The organism is Streptomyces sp. NPDC047000, assembly GCF_040644295.1.
GTDB lineage: Bacteria > Actinomycetota > Actinomycetes > Streptomycetales > Streptomycetaceae > Streptomyces.
This window is the reverse complement of the sequence record NZ_JBEYWE010000016.1, coordinates 90,664-110,599: the sequence shown is the minus strand read 5'-3', so window position 1 is coordinate 110,599 and position 19,936 is coordinate 90,664. Positions and strand designations below refer to the sequence as shown.

The window sequence follows — 19,936 nt, the reverse complement described above, 5'->3', positions numbered from 1 at the left end:
GAGCGGCCCGCATGTACTGCGGGTCCGCCCCTGAGTCCACTCGCGCGAGGGCCGTACGGCTCATCCGTGCGGGAGGCGGGGGCAGGCCGGGCCCAAGCCGGTGCCGGGCCGGTGCCGGGCGGGAGGGAGCGGCGTCAGGCCCGGCGTCAGGCCCGGTGGCTGTCCCCGGTGAGGACGAGACCGGAGGTCGGTACGCCGGTCCCGGCGGTCACCAGGACCCGCTCCGCCCCGTCCACCTGGTTCACGGAGGTGCCGCGCAGCTGCCGTACCGCCTCCGCGATGCCGTTCATGCCGTGCAGATACGCCTCCCCGAGCTGGCCGCCGTGAGTGTTGAGGGGCAGCGGTCCGTCGGCCACGTAGCCGGCGGCCTCGCCCCGGCCGCAGAAGCCGAACTCCTCCAGCTGCATCAGGACGAACGGGGTGAAGTGGTCGTAGAGGATCCCGACGTCGATGTCACCGGGTGCGAGTCCGGAGGTCCGCCACAGCTGGCGTGCGACGACGCCCATTTCGGGCAGCCCGGTGAGGTCGTCGCGGTAGAAGCTCGTCATCTGCTCCTGGGCGCGGCCGGCGCCCTGCGCCGCGGCGGCGATCACGGCGGCCGGCCGGGGCAGGTCACGGGCGCGTTCGAGCGACGTCACGACGAGCGCCTGACCGCCGTCGGTCTCCTGGCAGCAGTCCAGCAGCCGCAGGGGTTCGGCGATCCAGCGCGAGGCGGCGTGGTCGGCGAGCGTGAGGGGACGGCCGTAGAAGTACGCCGCCGGGTTGCGCGCCGCGTACGCCCGGTCGACGACGGCCACGTGCCCGAACACCTCGGGGGTCAGACCGTAGGCGTGCAGATAGCGCCGGGCGGCCATGGCCACCCAGGAGGCGGGCGTCAGCAGCCCGAACGGCAGCGACCAGCCGAGCGCGGCGCCTTCCGCCGACGGCTCCCGGTGCTGCACGCCGGAGCCGAAACGGCGGCCGGAGCGCTCGTTGAAGGCGCGGTAGCAGACGACGACCTCGGCCACGCCCGCCGCGACCGCGAGCGCCGCCTGCTGCACGGTCGCGCAGGCCGCGCCACCGCCGTAGTGGACGCGGGAGAAGAAGGACAGCTCGCCGATGCCGGCGGCCTGGGCGACCGTGATCTCGGGGCTGGTGTCCATGGTGAAGGTGACCAGCCCGTCGACGTCGGCCGGTGCCAGACCGGCGTCGTCGAGCGCGACCCGCACCGCCTCCACCGCGAGGCTCAGCTCGCTGCGGCCGGAGTCCTTGGAGAACTCGGTGGCCCCGATGCCGACGACGGCGGCCCGCCCGCCGAGGGAGTCCCGGCCGCGCAGGCTCACGACCCGTCCTCCGGGGCCTGTGCGGCTGCCAGCGCCGGTACGGTCACGGTGACCGTGCCGGTCACATGGCGTCCGATGCCGTTGGCGCCGGTGACCCGGACGGTCGCGGTGACGGCGGTGCCGTCACCGGTCCCGGCGACCTCCTCGATCGTGCCCGTCAACGTCATCGTGTCCCCGGGGTAGTTGGGCGCGCCGAGCCGGATGGCGACCTTGCGGAGCACGGCCGTGGGCCCGAAGTGGTCGGTGATGTAGCGGCCGACGAGGCCGTTGGTGGTGAGGATGTTCATGAAGACGTCCGGGGAGCCCTTGGCCCGCGCCAGGTCCGGGTCGTGGTGGACGTCCTGGTAGTCGCGGGAGGCGATGGCCCCGGCGACGATCAGGGTGCGGGTGATCGGGATCTCCAGCGGGGCGAGCCGCTCACCGGCTTTCACGGGCGGGCCTCCTGCGGGTCCGAGGGGCGGGCACGGCCGGTGCGGCCGGCCAAATCGGCCGGGTCTGCGGGCTGATCCGCGGGCTGGAACACGGGAAGCACCAGGCCCTCGTCATACGTGCGGAACGCGACCCGTACCGGCATCCCGATCCGCACCTTGTCGTACGGCACGCCGACCACGTCGCTGACGAGGCGCACCCCCTCCGTGAGCTCGATCAGGGCGACCGCGTAGGGGGGATCGAAGGCGGGGAAGGGCGGGTGGTGCATGACGACGTACGAGTACACGGTGCCGTCGCCGCTCGCCTCGACGGTGTCCCAGCCAAGGCCGCCGCAGCTGTTGCAGCCGGGCAGCCAGGGGTGGCGGAGCGTGCCGCAGGCGGTGCAGCGCTGGATGAGGAGGCGGTGGTCCTCGACCCCTCGCCAGAAACCGGCGTTGTCGCGGTTGACGACGGGCCGGGGCCGCCGGGCGGCCGGTTTCCCCTCGGCGGCCCCGGAGGCACCGGCGGCGGCCTTGGGGGACCCGGCAGCGCCCCCGGAGGCACCGGCGGCGGCCGGGGCGTACTTGAGGACCCGGAAGCGGTGGGTGCCCACGAGTTCACGACCGACCCGGACGTCCATGCGGGTGGTCACGAAGTACCCGCTGCCCAGTTTCGTGGACTTGCGGTCCGACACGGACTCGATGACGGCGTCGAAGGCGACCTCGTCACCGGGCCGCAGCGGCCGCAGGTACTCCTGCTCGCAGTCGGTGGCGACGATCGAGGTACAGCCCAGTTCGTCGAGCAGCCCGAGCAGTTCGACGTACGCGCCGGAACGCCCCGGGCGCCCGGCGAGGCCGGACATGGTCCACACCTGGAGCATCGTGGCCGGGGCGACGGCGCCGGGCCCGGTGTAGGCGGGGCTGCGGTCCCCGAGGGCCTCGCACCAGTGGCGGATCATCGGGGCGTTGACCGGGTCGAGACCACCGGCCGTGGGGGCGGCGACCCGCCCCTCGTACGCCTTGAGCCGCCGGCCCGGCTGCTGCTCCGGGCCGTCCGCCGTCCCGTCGTCGTCCACGGCCGCACTCCGTTTCCGTCGTCCCGCTGAGGGTGCCGCTCACGAGTTTCTGACTGTCCGTCAGACAGAGGAAGGTGTCAAGGTCACAGGAACAAGCCGCCGAACACCCCCGCCACCGCTCCCGGCACATCGCCTCCCGAGACCCCCCTTCCCATTCTCGAACATTCGTACGAAACTAAAGTCATGGCCACCACCCACCGACAGGCCACCCCCCTGGCCCCCGCACACGCCGCCGCCCTCGCCCTCGCACACGCCCTGTCGGCCGCCGAACGCGGTCTGGCCGTGATCCCACTGTCCCGGACAAAGCTCCCGGCCCTGCGCTCCCCGCACCACGACGAGGACCCCGCGACGCCGCCCTGCCACGGTGAGTGCGGCCGCCCGGGCCACGGGGTGTACGACGCCTCGAGCGACCCGGCGCGGATCCGCGAGCTGTTCGCCGCAGCGCCGCGGGCGACCGGTTACGGCATCGCCTGCGGGCTGCCTCCGTACCGTCTGATCGGCGTGGACCTGGACGTCAAGACGGGCACGGACTCCTCGGCGGCGCTGCGCGAACTGGCCCTGCGCCATCTGTTCACCATCCCGCCGACGGTCGTCGTCCTGACCCCGTCCGGCGGGCGCCACCTGTGGCTCACCGGCCCGCCGGACGTCGTGGTCCCGAACTCGGCCGGCCGGCTGGCCCCCGGTATCGACATCAGGGGCGCGGGCGGCTACCTGGTCGGCCCCGGCTCCCGTACCGACCAGGGCGTGTACACGCTGGCGCCGGGCACCGCACACCTGGCCCCGGCGCCCTGCCCGAGGTCCCTCCTCCGCCTCCTGCTCCCGCCGCCCCGCCCGAAGCGGGGCACGTCGGCTCCGGCCCCCGCGGACCGGGGGCACGGCGAGGGTCTGGTGCAGTTCGTCCTGTCGGCCCACGCGGGCCAGCGCAACACCCGCCTCTTCTGGGCGGCCTGCCGCGCCTGCGAGAACGGCCTGGGCCCCGGCCTGACCGACGCGCTGGTGGACGCGGCCGTCCGCACAGGACTCACGGAGCGCGAGGCGCGGGCGACGACGGCGTCGGCGGCACGCCTGACGGGCAACCGGCCGCAAGGGTAAAGGAAGTACGCCGATAGAAGGAGAAAGCGGTCCCCACAGCAGAGCCTGACGGATTTCCCCCTCCCTCTGGGCCCAGATTGATGCCCAAGGAGGCCAACCAGTGCGACATTCCCTCAGCCGAAGACTCTGCGCTCTGCTCTTCGCCGCCGCGGCTTTCGCTACCGCGGGCACGCAGGCGGCCCACGCGGGCGGCCACGACGGAAACGGCGATCACGGCACCCACGCCGGACACGGAAAACCCGGCGGCCACACCCTGGACGTCACCCATATCAACAACGGGAATTCCTACTCGTTCCAAGGCATCGGATCGATCACCCAGCAGCAGCCGCCGCAGCCGCCGGCGGAACCCTGCACCACCGGTTCGCAGGACAGCTCCATCGTCTACACGGCACTGCCGGTGGACGTACTGCAATGCTCCCAGGTGCCGAGCCTCGGTTACGAGGCGACGGGGACACGCGAATTCGGGGACGAGGTGGGCCCGACCCCGGTGGGCCGCACCCTCTCGGAGCTGCGCGTACTGTTCCAGAGCTACGCGTGCAGCGTGAGCGGCCACTGGAACACCGGTGACTGCGTCACGACGACCGGTGCCACGTTCACGCACCCCGTCACGGCGAACATCTACGCGGTGAACACGTCGTCGGGCACTCCGGCACCCGGCGCCCTCCTCGCGACGGTGACCCAGACCCAGACGATCCCCTACCGCCCGTCCGCGGACCCGACCAACTGCACGGGAGCGGACGCGGGCAAATTCCTGAACACGAACACGGGGAGATGCGCCAATTCCATCGGCCGGCTCCTGACGTTCGCCTTCCCGTCGGGCGTCACGCTTCCGTCCCAGGTCATCTGGACGGTGGCGTTCAACACGACGCATTACGGAAACCCCCCGATCGGCGAAGCGGCAGCCTGTTTCTCGTCGAACCCGGGATGCCCGTACGACTCGCTCAACGTGGGCGCGTTCAGCTTCACCGGGGCACCGTACCGGGGAACGGACATCGACCCGAACGGCGCGTTCCTGAACTCGGTCGTCGCGTCCTCGTACTGCGACGGAGGCGCGGGCGGCACCGGCACCCTGCGCCTGGACACCCCGTGCTGGGCGGGATACCGCCCGCTGGGCGAGATCAGAGCCACCTGACCTACCGCACCCGAGACCGACGGAAAAGGAACGGCGACATGCTCAGATCAGCGACGAAACGCGGCCTCCGCGCGGCGGTCGTGTGCGGAGTGCTCCTCACCGCACTCGCCTCACCCCTGGCCCACGCAGCCGACCACAACCCCGGCACCCTCACCGACGCCGACGCAGGCATCGCTGCCGGCGCCGGCCCTCACACCGGCGCCGGCACCGACATCACGAACATCACAGACATCAACAACCACAACATCTACAGCTTCCAGGGCCTCGGCACCCTCACGGTGACCGACCTCCTGTCCCTCCTGGGCCTACAGCCCTGACCCCCGCAGCACCCTCGCGCGACACCCCGTACCCCCGCCACCCCGACCGCCCCCTGACGTCCCTGCCGGAAGCGGCCCGGACCATCCGGGCCACCCGGGCCACCCGGCCGTCAACCCTCACACCCACAGACACAACACGTACACACGACCAACACCCCAACTGGCCTTTCCGGCCCACCGGCAGGGGCAGGCTCTGCGATGCTGAAGCCCGATCGAAAGGGGCCACAGCGATGCAGTGGAAGATCCACGGGGAACGTCCGATCTACGAGAACGAGTGGGTGAACCTCTGGCTCACCGACATCGAGACACCGGACGGAAACCGCTGGGAACACCACGTCGTCAAGCTCCGTCACCTGGCCGTGGCCGCGGTCGTCAACGAACGGCGCGAGATCCTCATGATGTGGCGCCACCGCTTCATCACGGACACCTGGGCCTGGGAACTCCCCATGGGCCTGGTGGAGGAGGACGAGACCCCGGCCGACGCCGCCGCACGTGAGGTCCTGGAGGAGACGGGCTGGCGCCCGGGCCCGGTCAAGCCGCTGATCTACGCCGAACCGGCCAACGGCATCACCGACTCCCAGCACCACGTCTTCCGCGCGGACGGAGCCACGTACGTGGGGCCGCCGACGGAACTGAACGAGTCGGACCGCATCGAATGGATCCCCCTGACGGCGATCCGCGGCATGATCGACCGCCAGGAGATCGTCAGCAGCGGCTCCCTGGTAGGCCTCCTCCACGTCCTCCTCGACGAGCCACTCCACTGACCGCCCCGCCCCCGGAGGCCGCCCCCACCGACCACCGGTTCCGCACGGGCGTCCCGGCCCACCGCCGGCCCATGCGCACTGGTCGACTCCGGGACATGGGCGGGACGGAGTAGGACAAGGCCACAGGGAAGGGGTGCCACTCCGGAGAGTGACACCCCTTCTGACCTGCAAGGCTTCTGACCTGCGCGGTGGGTGTGGGATTTGAACCCACGGTGACGTCGCCGCCACGACGGTTTTCAAGACCGTTCCCTTAGGCCGCTCGGGCAACCCACCTGTGCTCCGGCCCACCAGGGGCGGAGCGGGTACAGCGTACCGGTACGCGGCTGTGGGCGTCCCTGACAGGCCGGTGGGGGGTCAGTCGAGCCAGATGATCATCGCGTCGCCGTCCGTTGCCGCCGCCTCGAAGAACTCGGCCAGGCCCTCGTACCAGGGGCGGGCCCACTCGAGTGATCCGGGGGCGTCCCAGTGCTGGGGGTAGACCTCGGTCTCCGTCAGTTCGGCAGGGGTGACGCCGGCGATGAGGAGGTCGTAGGTCAGGGCCGTGAGTCGGTCGGCGGCCTCGTGGACGCGGTCGGGGGGCAGGTAGCGGGGCGGGCCGTAGACCCAGTCCTCCGGGTCGGGGAACAGTTCCTCGCCCTGTATGACGTTCACGGGGAAGACGGCGCGTGTCAGGAGGTGGCGGAGCAGGTCCCAGGTCTTGTACGTGGAGAAGTGGCGCGCGGCGGCCGGACGGGGTTCCGGGTGGGTGTCCGCCGCGTCCTGGGCCGCCTCCGCCAGGAGTACCGCCCAGTCGGGGTCCTCGATCGCCTTGCTCAGGTCGGCAGGCGTCACACGCAGGTACTCGCCGATCATGCTCATGGGTGGAGAGGTTAGACGCGACCGGCCCCCGACCGGGGCGTGCACGGCATACGGACGTACGGGCGTGCACGGCACACGGGCGGAGGCCGGTCGAGCGGTGTCCGGTCAGCTGTCGCCGGTGCGGGAGCCCAGGGTGAGCTGGGTGGTGTGTTCCTCGCCGCCGCGCTTGTAGGTGATCTTGACCGTGTCGCCGGGCTTGTGGGTCCAGATCTCGCCGATCAGGGTCGGGCCGGAGTCGATCACCGTGTCGTCGAGCTTCGTGATCACGTCACCGGGCTTCAGGCCCGCCTGCGCGGCGGGGCCGCCGGACTCGACCGCGGCGGAACCGCCCGAGGCCTGGTCGGTGATCTTCGCGCCCTGCGTGGAGTCCTCCAGGGAGACCGACGCGCCGATCTTCGCGTACACCGGCTTGCCGGTCTTGATCAGCTGCTGGGCGACGAACTTCGCCTGGTTGATCGGGATCGCGAAGCCCAGGCCGATCGAACCCGACTGGGAGGTGCCGCCCAGGCCGCCGCTGCCCGTCGACTGGATCGCGGAGTTGATACCGATCACCGAGCCCGACGCGTCCAGCAGCGGGCCACCGGAGTTGCCCGGGTTGATGGAGGCGTCGGTCTGCAGAGCGCTCATGTAGGACGCCTTGCTGGTGGAGCTGCCGTCGCTGGAGGCGACCGGGCGGTTCTTCGCGCTGATGATGCCGGTCGTCACCGTGTTGGACAGACCGAACGGGGCGCCGATGGCGATCGTCTCGTCGCCCACCGCCACCTTGTCCGAGTCGCCCAGAGCGAGCGGCTTGAGGTCCGACGGCGCGTTCTTGAGCTTGATGACGGCAACGTCGTAGCCCTGCGCATGGCCGACGATCTCGGCGTTGTACTTCTTGCCGTCCGGGAACGTCGCGGTGAGCTTTCCGCCGTCCACCGCGTCCGCCACCACGTGGTTGTTCGTGACGATGTGGCCCTGCGTGTCGAAGACGAAGCCCGTGCCGGTGCCGCCCTCGCCGCTCGTCGACTCCGCCTCGATGGTGACGGTGCTCGGCAGCGCCTTCGCCGCCACCCCCGCGATCGTGCCGGCGCTGCGCTTGACCTGCGACGCCCCGCTGTCGGTCGACGCCGACACCGTGGTCGAGCCGTTGTTGTCGTTGTTCTTCGCCAGGGTGTAACCGAGACCGCCGCCCAGGCCGCCCGCCACCAGCGCGGCCACCAGCACCGCGGCGATCAGCCCGCCGCGCCCGCCGCCCGGCTTGGGCGCCGGCTGCTGGTACGTCGAGCCCCAGCCGCCCGCTCCGGCCCCCGCGCCGCCGTCGGCGTACGGGGGAGTGGCGGGGGGCGGGGGCGGCCAGCTGCCGTCCGGCGCCGGGCCGCCCGAGGGGGCCGCCGGTCCGGTCGGGCCGTCCGCCGCGGCATACACCGGGCCGGACTGCGGGCCCGGCTGCCCGACCGGGGGCAGGGGGGTCGTCTGCGTGCTCCGGTCGTAGGCCGTCGTCTGCTGATGAGCCGCGGGAGTCTCCACCGGCACGGGGGGTGCGGACGGGGCCGGGGGTACCGCGGTGCCCTCGTTCTCGGTGCTCACAGCTCTTCTCCTCGATCCACGGCTGTTGTCCGTCACAGCTGTCTTTGCGCTGTGGTCATGGCTGTCGTTGCGCTGTCGTCGTACGGGCAGCACTCGCCCACACTTGCGCTGTGTACGACGTCAGCTTTTCCCACGGGCCGTCAGAGCACCATAAGCGGTGGCTATGGGTATCCGACGATCCTTTATAAGGTATACATACGGCAAATCTGGCATTTTTATTTATCCGCCCGCTCTCCGCCCGTCCTCCGGCGATGGCACCATGTCGCGGTGACCCTCGCTCCACAGCACCGTATCCAGGTCGTCGCCCACCGCGGCGCCTCCGAGGACGCCCCCGAGCACACCCTCGCCGCGTACATGAAGGCGATCCAGGACGGTGCCGACGCTCTCGAGTGCGACGTCCGGCTCACCGCGGACGGGCATCTGGTGTGCGTCCACGACCGGCGCGTCAACCGTACGTCCAACGGCCGCGGCGCCGTCTCCGCACTGGAGCTCGCCGACCTGGCCGCCCTGGACTTCGGTTCCTGGAAGACGCGCGACATCTCGCGCGGGCGGGGCGAGGAGCCCGACTGGGAGACCGGTCCCGAGTCGCCGGCACGGCCGCGGCAGCCGCAGCGGTCGGCGCGGCTCGAGCAGCCGGAGCAGCCGGAGCAGTGGTCCGAGCCGGCCGAGCACACCTCCGTACTGACCCTGGAGCGGCTGCTGGAGCTGATCGCCGACTCCGGGCGCCGGGTCGAACTGGCCGTCGAGACCAAACACCCCACCCGCTGGGCGGGCCAGGTGGAGGAACGGCTGCTGGAACTGCTGACGCGGTTCGGGCTCGGCACCCCCGCCTCCGCGGACGAGTCGCCGGTCCGGGTCATGAGCTTCTCGGCACGCTCGCTGCAGCGGGTGCGCGCCGCGTCGGCGACCCTCCCGACGGTCTACCTGATGCAGTTCCTGGGGCCCCGGCTGCGCGACGGGCGGCTGCCCGCCGGAGTCCGGATCGCGGGACCCTCGATCCGGATCGTGCGCAACAACCCGGCGTTCGTCGAGCGGCTGAAGCAGACGGGGAACCAGGTGCACGTCTGGACCGTGAACGAGCCCGAGGACATCGATCTGTGCGTCGGACTCGGCGTCGACGCCCTCATCACCAACCGGCCGCGCGCGGTGCTGGAGCGGCTCGGACGCGGTGGCAGCGAGAGCGGGAGCTAGCGGCGCGGCGGCGCTGAGCGGGGGGGACGCCGTTCCGGACGCCCGGACCGCGGGAGCGCCGTCAGACCGTGACCGTGGCGTCACCGGAAGTGCTCCGGCGCGTACGCCGTCCGGCCTCTCATTGCGAATGCGTCACCGTACAGGCAATGGCCGGTTTCCGGTACAGGCCGACAGGGCATCCACACGGTGGCGTGGGGCGAAGGAGGTCTCGGGGGTGGCGTTGGTGGTGGCACAGGAAGTGCCCACGTCGTCGAGCATGGCCGTACCCCATGGCCCTGCGGGCGTGGGGGAGGCAAGACACCGGATGCGCACTCAATTGCGTACAGGCGGTGTCCCCGAAACGGTCATCGACGATGCCGTTCTGATCCTTTCCGAACTCTTGAGCAATGCGTGCAAACACGGTCGTCCGCTGGGCGACGCGCCGGCCGGCGACGGCGATGTCCGGGCCGCATGGCGGGTCGACGCCCGCGGGTGCCTCGTGGTGGAGGTGACGGACGGCGGCGGTCCCACCCGCCCCGCTCCGGCGACCCCTTCGGTCACCGCGCACGGCGGCCGCGGGCTGAACATCATCACGGCGCTGGCCGACGACTGGGGCGTACGGGACGACGCCCGCGGGGAGGTCACCGTATGGGTGATCGTCCACGGCGGCCCTTGCGACGACACCGGCCGCGACGCCCGCGGGGACGGCCGGGCGGACAGCCGTCCAGGCGGCGGCACGGGCAGTGCCACGGGCTCCGGCAGGAGGACGGGTGCGGGTGCGATCCCAAGTGCGGTTCCGGGCGCGGGTGCGGGCGTAGGGGCGGGGGCGGCTGTGGGCACTGGTACGGACCTGCGCGGTGATCTTCGCCCGGTCCAGGACCTGCATCCGGTCCAGGACTTCCGGCAGGTTCAGGACCTCCGGCAGGAGGTGGGTCCTGAGCGGGTCCGTGACCGGGACACCCGCAGGCGGCGCACCGGTCTCGCCACGCGCGTCGCTCCTCCTCCGGTCCCCGGGCCGAAGGACGCACCCGACCCCGGCTACCTGCCGAAGCCGGTCGGCCGGTACGGGCCGCCAGGTGTGACGGGGCTGACGGGCCGGACGGGGGTGCACGGTCTGACGCGTCTCGACTTCACGGACGCCTTCTACGACCTGGACTGAGTTCCGGACCGGCCCTGAACCGGGCCCTGGACCGAGCCGTACCGGCCCCTGCTCGCACCGGACCGGAGCGGACGGGACCGGCGGACCCTGGCGAAGGCCCGCCGGAGGCCCGGCGGGAGCGGGCGGCCCGCCTGCGACGTGGCCTGCCGGTCGGGAGGGCGGCAAGGTGTCCGGCGCACCGACCCCGGCCGCCCCCGCCGCCCCGTCGTCCACAGCGCCCCGTCCCCCGCGGTCCGAGCGGCTAGGCTCGCGCCCGTACGAGACGAGCCGTAACCGGGAGACACCCACGATGGCCAAGAAGCGACCTCAGACGAAGGGCGCCCGCCCGCAGATCACCGACGGAGAGGTCCCGGTCGTCGGCGCCCGCGAGCCCTGCCCGTGCGGCAGCGGGCGGCGTTACAAGGCATGTCACGGCCGTGCCGCCGCGCATGCCGTGACCGAGCTGGTGCAGCGCCCGTTCGAGGGGCTGCCCGGCGAGTGCGACTGGGTGGCGCTGCGCGAGCTGGTGCCCGCGGCCACCGTCGGGCTGACGCTCCGCGACGGCCTGCCGGAGGACGTCCCGTCGGTCACGCTCGCCACGGTGCTGCCGATGGCCTGGCCCGCCCTGCGCCGCGACGACGGCTCGGTCCTGCTCGGCCTGCAGAACGACACGGCGTCCGGCGACATCAGCCGCGACCTCGCCGACACCCTCCTGCGGGCGCTGACCGCCGAGCCGGGTACGCCGGTCCAGGGCCGCCGCGCTCCGGCGGACGGGCCCCGGATGCAGGATCTGCTCGACCCCGAGGGCGCCTTCGAGCCAGTTGTGCACAGCGGCTTCGAGTTCTGGGTGCCGGACGCGGAGAACGCCACCCCCGATGTGACCGCCTCCCTGGAGCGGGCCAACGCCGCCGCCATCCCCACCGCGAAGCTGACCGGCGTCGACGCCGCCTACTGGTGCGAGACCCCGGACAAGAACCACCTGCGCTGGGTCATGCCGTACCCGGAGGAGCACCTGCTGGACGCGCTCGCCCGCCTTCACGCGGCCGGCCGCTCCGGCCTCGGCGAGGGCACCCGGCTGGTCGGGTCCTTCCGTGCCCACGGGCTCACCGTGCCGGTGTGGGACCTGCCGAGCGGGACCGGCGCGGACGACATCGAGAAGCCGGCCGCCGAGTTCGCCGAGCGTCTCGTCGCCGCCCTCGCCTCCGACGCGCCGCTCACCGCCGAGGAGCGCCGGGCCCGCGGCGGACTCACCAACCGCCAGGTCACCCTCAGCTGACGGCTGGCCGCTGACGGTCAGCGGCTGAGGTCACCGGCTGAGGTCACCGGAGGGGCGGCCGGCACATCGCGAACGCTCATGATCGGACGGGATCGATCACCCGTCCGATCAGTCGTTCCCATGCGGCCACACCCGGCCCCGCTCGGCGCACACCCGGCGTACACCCGGCCCGCGGACGGCCCGCGGACGGCCCGCGGACGGCCACAGCGGGTGCGCAACTCGTGACTCGTGTCACAACTCCCCATCGTGACAAGGCAATCCGTGTCCGAATAGCCGAGATCGAATTTGCGAACGCCCGATCTCTTGTTACCGTTTCAGTAGCCCGGTTGCTGGTGCATCCCCCGTCGCCAGCAACCGGGTCTTTTCCTGCCCGGCGACCCTCACGGTCCCGCGAGGAACGTCAACCCCGGCCCGGTGCGCCCGAGTTGCCCCCGGCGCCCGGCCCATCGCGGCGACAGCGCCCTTTCAGGCTTCCGGTGTGCTCACACCCGTACCGCTGGTGAGTGCGTCGATGACCGCGTCCACCACGGCCTCCACGTCCGGCACCCACGGCCGGGCCGAGCCGGGCAGCGGAGCGCGCTCCCAGCGGATCTGTCCGAGGCCGGTCTCGGACGGCGGCAGGGCGAGATAGCCGCCCTCTCCGTGGAAGCGGAGGGAGCCCGGGACGAAGTCCTTGGAGTAGAGCAGTTCGCCCAGCTGTTCCAGCGAGTACGGCCGCACCAGCAGCGACCAGCGGGTGGGCGAGGCGATCACCGGGCCGAGCCGCAGCCCGGCCAGGTCGAGCGCGGCGAGCGCGCGAGCGGCCGCCGGAGCGGGCAGGCTGATCGCACACGGCGCCGGGCCTCCCGTCGCCAGGACGACCGGCGCCGTCGGCCGGTTGGACCACCACCAGCGCACCATCCGCTCATCGGTGGTGGCCGCGAGGAGGCCGGGGTCGAAGGGATGCGCACCGGGCACCGAGCAATCCGGGTCGGGGCATGCGCAGCCGGCCCGCCCCTGCGGGTCCGGGGCCACACCCGGGAGCACCGGCCACTGCCATTCCGTCGCGAAGGTCAGGGCCGCGCCGAGCATTTCAGGCCGCCCGCCGTTCCGCCTGGACAGGAGCCTGCGTCGCCTTCCGAGGATCTCGCGCATGAGCGCTCGTTCCTTTCCGTTGCACCGCTGGCAACACCGTGGACCACATCACGTCATGTGTCGATCACTTCACTGTGCGTACCTGTTGGCGCATCACACCCCTGCTCAGAGCAAGGAGAACCCCAGGGGGTCGAGCGTGGGCCGCGTCCGCGTCCATACTGCGTCTATCAGAAGCGCGGTGCGGCGCGGGGGTGGCGAAGTCTGGCGTTTTGCCATCCGCGAATTACTCTTCGCCTCCGCCACGGGAGACTGGGGCCGGTCGTCGGTGACTATGACGCCCGGGTCCGCCGCCAGGTTCCGGGTGACCCCCATCCACCCCTGGCCTTCACCGAGTACGTACCCATCGCGACCGTTGTGACGCTCCGCCGAACAAGGCCAGTCGACCGCAATGAACCCGTCCCTGAGGCAGTTTTAAGCCAACTTTGCTTTTTCGCAAGGGGTTCGGCGGGGGCGGCCCGAAAAGCCCACGGACACCAGGAATCCCGGCAGGACAATGCTGGACATCCCCTCACGAGTGCGTGTAAGTGTGGAACCACTGCAGCGGCGCGGAATGACATGGGGGTTCGTGATGCTTTTGAGTAGTACGCGCCGGCCGGAAAGCCGGTTGTCATGAGTGCCCCGCATCCCGCGAAAGTGGCTGGAATCGACTCACAGGTGCCCGCGCCCGCACACACTGCCGCGTCCGCGTCCACCGCACCGGACAGCCCGGCCGCACTCCCTCCGGACACCGCCCCGCACGTCCACGGAACCGCAGGTCAGGACCCCTCCGTCCCGGGACCGGGGGTCCTGCTCCAGGACCGTCTCGCCGGCTGGGTCTCCGACCTCACCACCCTCCACGAGCTGACCGAACGCCTCGCCCGCACCGCCACCCTCGACGCCGCGCTCCAGGAGCTGCTGCGCGCCGGGTCCGCCCTCGTCGGCGCCCGCCGCGGCCTCGTCGTCCTCGAACCGGCCGACGGGCTCGGGCCCTGCACCACCGTCGGTCTGGGTCTGGCGCGCGCCGACCTCGGGCACATCGAGACCGTCCCGCGCGGCGCCCTGCCGTACGGCCGGATCCTCGACGGGCTGCCCGGCGGCGACGGCGAACAGGTGCGCCCCGATCTGTTCGCCGAGGACGGCCTCGACCCCCGGCACCGCGAAGTCGCCGCCCGGCTCGGCTACGCCGCCGCCTACGCACTGCCCCTGGCCGGTGAGGAGGCGGGCCGCCTCGGCGCCGCCGTGTGGCTCTACGACGAGCCCGCGAAGCCGGACAAACGCCGGCGCCACCTCGTCGCCATCTACACCCGCTACGCCACCGACCACCTCGCACGGCTGCTGGAGCTCGAGCGCACCCGCGCCGCCATGGCGACGATCGCCGGGGAACTGCTGCCCTCCCGGCTCCCCCGCGTCCCCGGGATGCAGCTCGCCGCCCGGCACCGCACCGGGCCGCGCGGCGGCGGCGACTGGTACGACGCGCTGCCGCTGCCCGACGCGGCGCTCGGCCTGACGGTCGGCTCGGTCACCGGCTCGGGACCGAGCGCGGTCGCCGCGATGGGCCGACTGCGGGCCAGTCTGCGCGCGTACGCCGTGATGGAGGGCGAGGACCCCGTCGCCGTGCTGTCCGACCTCGAACTGCTGCTGCGCCTGACCGAGCCCGCCCGCTCGGCCACCGCCCTGTTCGCCTACTGCGAGCCCGCCCAGCGCAGGATCACGCTGGCCGGGGCCGGACACTGTCCGCCCCTGCTGGTCGGCGAACGGCGCACCGAGTTCGCGGAGACGTCGGTGTCCGCGCCGCTCGGGATGCTCGCCTGCTGGGAGGCGCCCGGCGTGGAGTTCCAGGCCGAGGCAGGAGAGACGGTTCTGCTCTACACGGACGGGCTGCTGCACCGCACCGGCGACCCGGTGGACCGTGCCTTCGCCCGGCTGCACGCGGCGGCCGCCTCCGTGCCGAGGACGCTGCGCAGCGACCCCGGCGCGATCGCCGACCACGTGCTGCACACGATGCTGCCCGACGGGCTCGACCGGGCCGACAGCAAGGAGGACGTGGTCCTGCTGGCGGCACGGTTCGACTGAGCCGCTCACCCGCTCACCCGGTCACCCGGGCGGCAAGCAGTGCCGGGGGCCGGGCGGGCCCGCGGCGAGCGGCCACGGTTCCTCCAGCACGAGCGAACCCGGACCCCGGACCCCGGACCTCGGACGCCGAACCCCGGACTCCGGACCCCGATCCCCGGGCGCCCGGATGTCGTCGCCGTGCCATGGCCCCGGCGTCCCGATCCGTATGACGGTACGACCGTACGATGGGGGAGGTCCGGTGCCGTATCTAGGAGGATGACCGTGGCAGAAGAGCTTCCGGAGACCCCGGAGACTGCCGAACAGGAGCCCGTCAAGCAGCGCAAGAACGGCCTGTACCCGGGCGTGTCCGACGAGCTGGCCGAGAACATGAAGTCCGGCTGGGCCGACACGGAGCTGCGCGATCTGCGGCCCGTCGCGCAGGCGGAGCACACCGCCCGCCGCCGTGCCGCGCTCTCCGCCCGCTTCCCGGGCGAACGCCTGGTCGTCCCCGCGGGCAACCTGAAGACCCGCTCGAACGACACCGAGTACCCCTTCCGGTCGTCCGTCGAGTACGCGTACCTCACCGGCAACCAGACCGAGGACGGCGTCCTCGTCCTCGAACCCGTCGAGGGCGGCCACCAGGAGACCCTGTACCTGCTGCCGCGCTCCGACCGCGAGAACGGCGAGTTCTGGCTCTCCGGCCAGGGCGAGCTGTGGGTCGGCCGCCGCAACTCGCTCACCGAGGCCGAGCGGCTCCACGGCATCCCCGCCTCGGACGTCCGGGAACTGACCGACAAGCTGCGCGAGGCCACCGGCCCGGTGCGCGTGGTGCGCGGTCTCGACGCCGGCGTCGAGGCCGCCCTCACCGACAAGGTCACCGCCGAACGGGACGAGGAGCTGCGGATCTTCCTCTCCGAGGCCCGGCTACTCAAGGACGACTTCGAGATCGGCGAGCTCCAGAAGGCCGTCGACTCCACCGTGCGCGGCTTCGAGGACGTGGTGAAGGTCCTCGACAAGGCCGAGGCCACCAGCGAGCGCTACATCGAGGGCACCTTCTTCCTCCGCGCCCGGGTGGAGGGCAACGACGTCGGCTACGGCTCCATCTGCGCCTCCGGACCGCACGCCTGCACCCTGCACTGGGTACGCAACGACGGTCCCGTCCGCTCCGGCGACCTCCTCCTGCTCGACGCGGGCGTGGAGACGCACACCCTCTACACCGCCGACGTGACGCGCACCCTGCCCGTCAGCGGCACGTACAGCGAGCTCCAGAAGAAGATCTACGACGCCGTGTACGACGCCCAGGAGGCGGGCATCGCGGCCGCGCAGCCGGGGGCCAAGTACCGCGACTTCCACGACGCCGCCCAGCACGTACTGGCCGAGCGGCTCGTCGAGTGGGGCCTGGTCGAGGGGCCGGTCGAGCGGGTGCTGGAGCTCGGGCTGCAGCGCCGCTGGACGCTGCACGGCACCGGTCACATGCTCGGCATGGACGTCCACGACTGCGCCGTCGCACGCACCGAGACCTACGTCCAGGGCGTCCTCGAGCCCGGCATGGTGCTCACCGTCGAGCCCGGTCTGTACTTCCAGGCCGACGATCTGACCGTGCCGGAGGAGTACCGGGGCATCGGCGTCCGTATCGAGGACGACATCCTCATCACGGAGAACGGCAACCGGAACCTCTCCGCCGGTCTCCCGCGCCGCTCCGACGACGTCGAGGCGTGGATGGCGGCGCTGAAGGGCTGACAGCGGCTCCGGAGGCCGGGGCCCGGCACCATCGCCGGGGCCCGGCCTCCGGACGCGTCCCCGGTCCTCGACGGGGTCCGGGGAGCAGGCGGCAGCACCGCTGGGAGCACCCCCAAGGCAGCACCGGCGGCGCCCAGCCGGAAGGCGGCACCGTGACCAGGATCCGGGCCCCGCGCTACGCGGTGAGCAGCGACGGGTCCTTCTGCCACTTCAGCATCTTGTCGAAGCTGACCACCGCCCCGCCGTGCCCCGGCTCGGTGCCGATGTGGACGTGGTCGGCGAGTTCTCTGATCAGCCCCAGCCCCCGGCCGTGCTCCGCGTCCGCGCGGGCGGGGCGAGCGGCATGGGGACGGGGGAAGCCCGGTCCCGAGTCGGCGACCTCGATACGGCACTTCTCGCCGTCGAGGTACGCGGTGACGCGATAGGCCTGCGAGGCGTCGTCGCGGGCGATGCCCCCGCCGCCGTGCTCCACGGCGTTCGCGCACGCCTCGCTCAGCGCCACGGAGAGGTCGTAGGAGACGTCGGGGTCGACGCCCGCCGTCTCCATGGTGCCGAGCAGGAGACGGCGGGCGAGCGGCACGCTCGCGGCGTCGCGCCGCAAATGGAGTGACCACCAGATGCTCATGCTCCAGCCTCCTGGCTGCGGCTCGACATACCGTTACGTATTGCCCCGAGCCGCGAACCGTAAGCACAGAGTCGGCGAGAAGAGGCCCATCAGGGGGATGCGCGACGGACGTAATCGGTGTATGTGACGACCGAACACGACCTTTCCGGTGCGTCCGGTCCTCATCGCTTCACGTAGTTCGTCCACGTCCCGTTCACCGCCGTCGGCCCTGACGCCCTCGGCCCCGGCGCCGTGAACCCCGGCGCCCTCGGCTCCCCGGCCCGTGGCCTCTACGCCCCGTCCCGCCCCTGCCGCAAGGGGCCAGGGGGCCCAGTGCGATGATGAGCGCGCCATGACTGCCCCTCATCAGCGCTGGGCGCGCTCCGGAGACGGGCTCCGGATCCTGCGGGCCGCGGTGTTCGCCGCGGTCTGTGTCGTGCTGGGCGTGGGCGGTCACACCCTCGCTTCCTGCGCCACGGTCCCGCTGTGGACACTGGCCGCGGGATTCCTGGGGGCCCTCGCCGTCGCCCTGCCGCTGGCCGGGCGCACCCGCTCACCGGCCGGGATCGCCGCACTGCTCGCCCTCGGGCAGACGGCCCTGCACACCCTGTTCGGGCTGGGCCAGCAGATCGCCGCGTCGGGAACGGCACCCATGGCCTCCATGACGTCCATGACGGCGATGGCGCGGGCCACCGCTTCGACGGCTTCCACGGCGTTCACGGCTTCCGCGGGCGGCCCGAGTGACGCCGAGCTGGTGTCGCGGGCGGCCCGGATCCTGTGCGGTACGACGGCCGCCGCGATCACCCCGGCCCATGCCCGGCGCGTCCTCACCGACGCCCGGCTCTACGACCGGACCACCGGCACGTTCACCGGTTCCGGCACCGGCACGGCCGCGCCGCACCACACGGCCGACGCGCTGCCCGCCGTCCCCGTGCCCGGGACCGCCTCCCTCACCGCTCTGCTGCCCTCGCTGCCGATGCTGCTGTGCCACGTCCTCGCCGCGATCGCCGCGGGCTGGCTGCTGCGGCGCGGCGATCTGGCACTGCTGCGGCTGATCGAGCTGTCGGCGCACTCCGTCGCCGAGGGCGGCGCGTCCGTACGGTCCCTGCGGGGCGCGCTGGCGCTCGCGCGCGCCCTGTACGCCGGGTTGCCCGCCGCTCCCGAACCGGGGCCGCGCAGTCCGCGTACCGCCTGGTCCCGACCGCCCGAGCCCTGTACCACCGCGCTCCGCCACGCCGTGATCAGGCGGGGCCCGCCCGTCACCGGCGCACTCGCCCTCGCCGCCTGACACGACAGCGACACCGCGTCCGCACCCACCGGAAACCCCTGCCCGGGGCACGGCGGGGAAGGAGCCGTCCGCCGTCGTCGTACGGCCGCGCATCCCTTTCCCGCAGTCCGGCACGGCCCCCTTCGGCACCGTTCTCCTCGGACCGTCCGCTTCCTCGACCGGTCCCCGGCGACCGTCCTCGGCAGCCGGTCCCCGCCGTGCCCGGATCATCACCCCGAGTGGAGTGTTCCTGCCATGAAGGCTTCCCGACTCGCCGCCGCCGGCGGCGGCGCCGCGATCGCCGTCCTCGCCCTGGCGACCCCCTCCTTCGCGCACGTCAGCGTCGCCCCGGAGGGCACCGCCGCCAAGGGCGGCTACGCGATCGTGGACTTCAAGGTCCCCAACGAGCGTGACGACGCCTCGACCACCGAGGTCGAGGTCAGCTTCCCCGCCGACCACCCGCTGGCCTCCGTGCTGGCCCAGCCGCTGGCCGGCTGGAAGGTCGAGATCACCAGGTCCCGGCTCGCGAAGCCGCTGGAGGTCCACGGCCGGAAGATCGACGAAGCCGTCTCCAAGGTGACCTGGACCGCCGACGGCAAGGGCATCGAGCCCGGCTACTTCCAGAAGTTCCCCCTCTCCGTCGGTGCGCTGCCCGAGGACACCGACGAACTGGTCTTCAAGGCCGTCCAGACGTACTCCGACAAGGAGGTCGTCCGCTGGATCGAGGTCCCGCGAGAAGGCCAGGAGGAACCCGAGAACCCCGCCCCGGTCCTCACGCTCTCCGCCGCCGACGACGACGGACACAGCCATGGCACCGCCGGCACCACCGCCGAGGACGCCTCCGCCACCACGGAGGCGACCTCCGCCGCCTCCGTCGCCGCCGGTTCCTCCGGCAGCGACACCACCGCCCGCGTCCTCGGCGCCGCCGGCATCGCCGTCGGCGCCGCGGGTGTGGCGTACGGCGTCCTCGCCGGGCGCCGGCGCACCGCCTCCTGAGACCCGCTCGCCACGGCGTGCACCGGGGCCCGTGCCTCCGCCGCAC

The 19,936-nt window shown here is 72.4% G+C and carries 17 protein-coding genes, 1 tRNA gene and 1 pseudogene; 11 read left to right on the top strand and 8 right to left on the bottom strand.

The genetic code is table 11. The features are described from left to right. Positions 1–146: 146 nt before the first annotated feature. Genes ABZ862_RS24155 through ABZ862_RS24145 form a run of 3 tightly spaced genes read right to left on the bottom strand, consistent with a single transcriptional unit; the run spans position 147 to position 2,805 of the window. Positions 147–1,322: a lipid-transfer protein gene (locus tag ABZ862_RS24155; RefSeq protein ID WP_360961466.1), complete on the bottom strand. Its 1,176-nt coding sequence runs from the start codon at positions 1,320–1,322 to the stop codon at positions 147–149. Then, a complete protein-coding gene (locus ABZ862_RS24150) occupies positions 1,319–1,753 on the bottom strand; it encodes a MaoC/PaaZ C-terminal domain-containing protein (RefSeq protein WP_360961463.1) in 435 nt (144 codons plus the stop codon). The genes ABZ862_RS24155 and ABZ862_RS24150 overlap by 4 nt, the downstream gene beginning before the upstream one ends. Further along, positions 1,750–2,805 carry a bifunctional MaoC family dehydratase N-terminal/OB-fold nucleic acid binding domain-containing protein gene (locus ABZ862_RS24145; protein WP_360961460.1) on the bottom strand — a complete coding sequence of 352 codons (1,056 nt, stop codon included), beginning with the start codon at positions 2,803–2,805 and terminating at the stop codon, positions 1,750–1,752. The genes ABZ862_RS24150 and ABZ862_RS24145 overlap by 4 nt, the downstream gene beginning before the upstream one ends. Before the next feature lie 183 nt (positions 2,806–2,988). Here ABZ862_RS24145 and ABZ862_RS24140 point away from each other — a divergent pair, with 183 nt between their 5' ends. The 4 genes from ABZ862_RS24140 (at position 2,989) to ABZ862_RS24125 (ending at position 6,110) form a co-directional block, all read left to right on the top strand. Next, entirely contained in the window at positions 2,989–3,897 is a 909-nt protein-coding gene (locus ABZ862_RS24140) for a bifunctional DNA primase/polymerase (RefSeq protein ID WP_360961457.1), read from the top strand. Between the two features lie 100 nt (positions 3,898–3,997). Beyond that, complete coding sequence (locus tag ABZ862_RS24135; protein WP_360961454.1) at positions 3,998–5,029, top strand: hypothetical protein; 1,032 nt, start codon at positions 3,998–4,000, stop codon at positions 5,027–5,029. A 38-nt stretch (positions 5,030–5,067) separates the two neighbouring features. After that, on the top strand, positions 5,068–5,346 hold the full coding sequence (locus ABZ862_RS24130) for a hypothetical protein (RefSeq protein WP_360961452.1): 279 nt from the start codon (positions 5,068–5,070) through the stop codon (positions 5,344–5,346). 230 nt (positions 5,347–5,576) lie between these two features. Then, positions 5,577–6,110 (top strand): NUDIX hydrolase, encoded by a 534-nt coding sequence (locus ABZ862_RS24125; RefSeq protein WP_360961450.1) that lies wholly within the window; start codon positions 5,577–5,579, stop codon positions 6,108–6,110. 186 nt (positions 6,111–6,296) lie between these two features. Here ABZ862_RS24125 and ABZ862_RS24120 read toward each other — a convergent pair. The 3 genes from ABZ862_RS24120 to ABZ862_RS24110 all read right to left on the bottom strand — a co-directional run bounded on the left by ABZ862_RS24120 (position 6,297) and on the right by ABZ862_RS24110 (position 8,534). Next, a tRNA-Ser gene (locus ABZ862_RS24120) sits at positions 6,297–6,383 on the bottom strand. Between the two features lie 81 nt (positions 6,384–6,464). Continuing rightward, a complete protein-coding gene (locus tag ABZ862_RS24115; protein WP_360961447.1) occupies positions 6,465–6,968 on the bottom strand; it encodes a YfbM family protein in 504 nt (167 codons plus the stop codon). A 105-nt stretch (positions 6,969–7,073) separates the two neighbouring features. Continuing rightward, entirely contained in the window at positions 7,074–8,534 is a 1,461-nt protein-coding gene (locus ABZ862_RS24110) for a trypsin-like peptidase domain-containing protein (RefSeq protein ID WP_360961444.1), read from the bottom strand. 267 nt (positions 8,535–8,801) lie between these two features. On the opposite strand from ABZ862_RS24110, the gene ABZ862_RS24105 reads away from it, so the two are divergent. From ABZ862_RS24105 to ABZ862_RS24095, 3 genes and pseudogenes are all read left to right on the top strand, one after another. Then, a complete protein-coding gene (locus ABZ862_RS24105) occupies positions 8,802–9,725 on the top strand; it encodes a glycerophosphodiester phosphodiesterase family protein (RefSeq protein ID WP_360961441.1) in 924 nt (307 codons plus the stop codon). A gap of 127 nt (positions 9,726–9,852) precedes the next feature. Then, positions 9,853–10,368, top strand: a pseudogene (locus ABZ862_RS24100) (ATP-binding protein); the annotation flags it as partial. Between the two features lie 784 nt (positions 10,369–11,152). Beyond that, the gene (locus ABZ862_RS24095) at positions 11,153–12,118 is read left to right on the top strand and encodes a DUF5926 family protein (protein ID WP_360961438.1); all 966 of its coding nucleotides are present in this window, start codon (positions 11,153–11,155) and stop codon (positions 12,116–12,118) included. Positions 12,119–12,583: 465 nt separating this feature from the next. Here ABZ862_RS24095 and ABZ862_RS24090 read toward each other — a convergent pair whose 3' ends face one another. Beyond that, complete coding sequence (locus tag ABZ862_RS24090; RefSeq protein ID WP_360961435.1) at positions 12,584–13,252, bottom strand: bifunctional DNA primase/polymerase; 669 nt, start codon at positions 13,250–13,252, stop codon at positions 12,584–12,586. 633 nt (positions 13,253–13,885) lie between these two features. On the opposite strand from ABZ862_RS24090, the gene ABZ862_RS24085 reads away from it, so the two are divergent. Both ABZ862_RS24085 and ABZ862_RS24080 read left to right on the top strand, forming a co-directional pair. Continuing rightward, positions 13,886–15,304 carry a PP2C family protein-serine/threonine phosphatase gene (locus tag ABZ862_RS24085; protein WP_360961432.1) on the top strand — a complete coding sequence of 473 codons (1,419 nt, stop codon included), beginning with the start codon at positions 13,886–13,888 and terminating at the stop codon, positions 15,302–15,304. A 255-nt stretch (positions 15,305–15,559) separates the two neighbouring features. Beyond that, positions 15,560–17,023, top strand: coding sequence for an aminopeptidase P family protein (locus tag ABZ862_RS24080; RefSeq protein WP_360961429.1), 1,464 nt, complete (start codon positions 15,560–15,562; stop codon positions 17,021–17,023). Positions 17,024–17,198: 175 nt separating this feature from the next. On the opposite strand, the gene ABZ862_RS24075 is transcribed toward ABZ862_RS24080, so the two are convergent. After that, on the bottom strand, positions 17,199–17,648 hold the full coding sequence (locus ABZ862_RS24075) for an ATP-binding protein (RefSeq protein WP_360961426.1): 450 nt from the start codon (positions 17,646–17,648) through the stop codon (positions 17,199–17,201). Between the two features lie 331 nt (positions 17,649–17,979). On the opposite strand from ABZ862_RS24075, the gene ABZ862_RS24070 reads away from it, so the two are divergent. Together ABZ862_RS24070 and ABZ862_RS24065 are read left to right on the top strand one after the other, a co-directional pair. Continuing rightward, positions 17,980–18,915, top strand: coding sequence for a hypothetical protein (locus ABZ862_RS24070; protein ID WP_360961423.1), 936 nt, complete (start codon positions 17,980–17,982; stop codon positions 18,913–18,915). A gap of 234 nt (positions 18,916–19,149) precedes the next feature. Beyond that, positions 19,150–19,890 (top strand): YcnI family protein, encoded by a 741-nt coding sequence (locus tag ABZ862_RS24065; RefSeq protein ID WP_360961420.1) that lies wholly within the window; start codon positions 19,150–19,152, stop codon positions 19,888–19,890. Positions 19,891–19,936: the final 46 nt, after the last annotated feature.